Below are 3154 nucleotides of genomic sequence, written 5' to 3'. Positions count from 1 at the left end.
AGGGTGACGACGTCGTTGTAGGAGACGCCGAGGCCTTCGAGGGCGTTGAGGGTCTCGTTCGCTTCGTCGTAGGTGCCGGTGATGGTGTCCCCGGTGACTACTCCGTGGTCGAACGTTGCGTCGAGCGTCTTTTCCGGCATGGTGTTGACCACGCCGGCTGCAACGAGTTCGGTCACGTAGAGCGTGTCCGGGTACGCCGGGTCCTTCACGCCGGTGGAGGCCCACAGGGGACGCTGCGGGAGGGCGCCGGCTTCGGCCAGCACTGCCCAGCGTTCGGTGGAGAAGAGTTCTTCGTAGACCTGGTAGGCCAGACGGGCATTCGCGACGCCTGCCTTGCCCTTCAATGCCTTGGCTTCATCGGTGCCGATGGCGTCAAGGCGCTTGTCGATTTCGGAATCCACGCGGGACACGAAGAAGGATGCCACGGAGTGGATCTTGGAGAGGTCGTGGCCGTTCTCCTTGGCCTGCTCAAGGCCGGACTGGAAGGCGTTGATAACAGCCCGGTAGCGCTCCAGGGAGAAGATCAGCGTCACGTTCACGCTGATGCCCTCGGCCAAGGTAGCCGTGATGGCTTCGAGGCCTTCCAAGGTTGCCGGGATCTTGATGTGGACGTTGTCCTTGTTGACCTTGGCGTAAAGGTGCTTGGCCTCTGCGATGGTACCGGCGGTGTCCCAGGCAAGGCGGGGGTCCACCTCGATGGAGACGCGGCCATCCACACCATTGGTTGCGGCTGCAACCGGCGCGAAGAGATCGCAGGCGTCGGCGACGTCCGTAGTGGTGATTTCAAAAATGGTCTCTTCGACGCTGGCGCCCGCTGCGGCCTGCGCTGCGATGGTGGCGTCGTAGTCCGTGCCGGAAGTGATGGCGGCGTGGAAGATGGACGGGTTGGTGGTTACACCAACCACGTTCTTTTCGTCGATGAGCTTCTGCAGGGTGCCTGTGTCCAGGCGGGTGCGGGAGAGGTCATCGAGCCAGATGGAAACGCCGGCGTCAGAGAGCTGCTGCGTGGGAGTGCTAGACATGTGATTTTTTCTCCTTGTGAGAGGGAAACAGACTGTTATGCGTTCGAGTCTGCGAGGGAGTCTTTGGCAGCGGCGGCAACGGCTTCGGCGGTGATGCCGAATTCGTTGAACAGGCGCTTGTAGTCGGCCGAGGCGCCGAAGTGTTCCAGGGAGATGGAACGACCTGCGTCGCCGACGAATTCCTTCCAGCCGAGTGCGAGGCCGGCTTCAACGGAAACACGGGCTTTCACGGATGCCGGAAGTACGGACTCGCGGTAGGCCTCGTCCTGCTGGTTGAACCACTCGACGCACGGCATGGACACAACGCGGGCGGCGATGCCTTCAGCCTGGAGGGCTTCGCGGGCCTGCACGGCCAGCTGTACTTCCGAGCCGGTTCCGATCAGGATGACCTGCGCGTCAACGGTTTCGCCGTCCTTGGAGGCTTCGGCCAGCACGTAGCCGCCCTTGGCAACACCTGCGGTGGAACCGAACGTGTCACCTGTGGCTTCGCCTTCGCCGCGTGCGTAGGTGGGGATGTTCTGGCGGGTCAGGACAATGCCGGCCGGGTTCTCGTGGTTCTCCAGCATGACCTTCCACGCCGCGGAGACCTCGTTCGCGTCGCCGGGACGGACAACGTCCAGGCCCGGGATGGCACGCAGGGAGGCGAGCTGCTCCACCGGCTGGTGGGTGGGACCGTCTTCGCCCAGGCCGATGGAGTCGTGTGTCCAGACGTACAGGGACGGGACGCCCATGAGCGCGCCGAGGCGGATGGCCGGGCGCTGGTAGTCGCTGAAGATCAGGAACGTACCGGAGAAAGCGCGGGTGCGGCCATGAAGGGAAATGCCGTTCACGATCGACGCCGCGGCGTGCTCACGGATACCGAAGTGCAGGACACGTCCGTACGGGTTGCCCTTCCAGGCGTCCGTTGAACGCGACGTCGGGATGAACGACGGCGAACCCTCAATGGTGGTGTTGTTGGACTCGGCAAGGTCGGCCGAACCGCCCCACAGTTCCGGCAGGACCGGACCGATGGCGTTCAGGACCTTGCCCGAGGCTGCGCGGGTGGAAACATCCTTGCCGGCTTCGAACACGGGAAGCGCGGCGTCGATGCCCACGGGCAGCTTCTTCGCTTCAACGCGCTCCAGCAGGGCGGCAGCGTCCGGGTTGGCTGACTGCCATGCCTCGAAGGAGGTCTGCCAGGCTGCGCGGGACTCGGCGCCGCGGTCCAGGACCTTGCGGGCGTGGGCCAGGACTTCTTCGTCTACGTCGAAGGACTTTGCCGGATCGAAACCGAGCACGGTCTTCAGCGCAGCGACTTCCTCGGCACCCAGGGCAGAGCCGTGGATCTTGCCCGTGTTCTGCTTCTTCGGTGCCGGGTAGCCGATGATGGTGCGCAGCGAGATGATGGACGGCTTGTTCGTCTCAGCCTTCGCGGCAAGCAGCGCCGAGTAGAGCTCCTGGACGTCTTCGACGTAGTCGCCTGTCTTGGTCCAGTCCACGCGCTGGGTGTGCCAGCCGTAGGCCTCGTAGCGCTTGAGGACGTCTTCGGTGAAGGCGATGTCGGTGTCGTCTTCGATGGAGATGTGGTTCTCGTCGTAGATCACTACGAGGTTGCCCAGTTCCTGGTGCCCGGCCAGTGAGGAAGCCTCGGACGTCACGCCTTCCTGGAGGTCGCCGTCGGAAGCGATCACCCAGATGGTGTGGTCGAACGGCGATTCGCCGGCGGGAGCATCGGCGTCGAACAATCCACGCTGGCGACGCTGTGAGTACGCAAAACCAACAGCCGAGGCAAGACCCTGGCCCAACGGGCCGGTGGTGATTTCCACACCGGCGGTGTGCTTGTACTCGGGGTGGCCCGGCGTCAGCGAACCCCAGGTACGCAGCGCCTCAAGGTCCTTCAGTTCCAAGCCGTAGCCGGACAGGAACAGCTGGATGTAAAGGGTCAGTGATGTGTGACCGGGGGACAGGACGAACCGGTCACGGCCAATCCAATCCGGGTTCTTGGGGTCGTGGCGCATCAGCTTCTGGAACAGCAGGTACGCTGCCGGAGCCAAGCTCATTGCCGTACCAGGGTGGCCATTGCCGACCTTCTCCACGGCGTCGGCGGCCAACACGCGAACGGTGTCAACTGCCTTCTTGTCCAGATCGGTCCA

General features: G+C 63.8%; 2 protein-coding genes. Both read right to left on the bottom strand.

Annotation, left to right across the window (positions count from 1 at the left end):
* A partial coding sequence (tal, locus tag CQ020_RS23890; protein ID WP_105694315.1) for a transaldolase occupies positions 1–1022 on the bottom strand: 1022 nt, incomplete at its 3' end.
* Between the two features lie 35 nt (positions 1023–1057).
* A partial coding sequence (gene tkt, locus CQ020_RS23885) for a transketolase (RefSeq protein WP_258142186.1) occupies positions 1058–3154 on the bottom strand: 2097 nt, incomplete at its 5' end.

It is taken from the genome of Arthrobacter sp. MYb23 (genome assembly GCF_002979775.1).
Taxonomy (GTDB): Bacteria; Actinomycetota; Actinomycetes; order Actinomycetales; family Micrococcaceae; genus Arthrobacter.
Note: the sequence above shows the minus strand (reverse complement) of the source record. Positions and strands in the feature narration are given on the sequence as shown.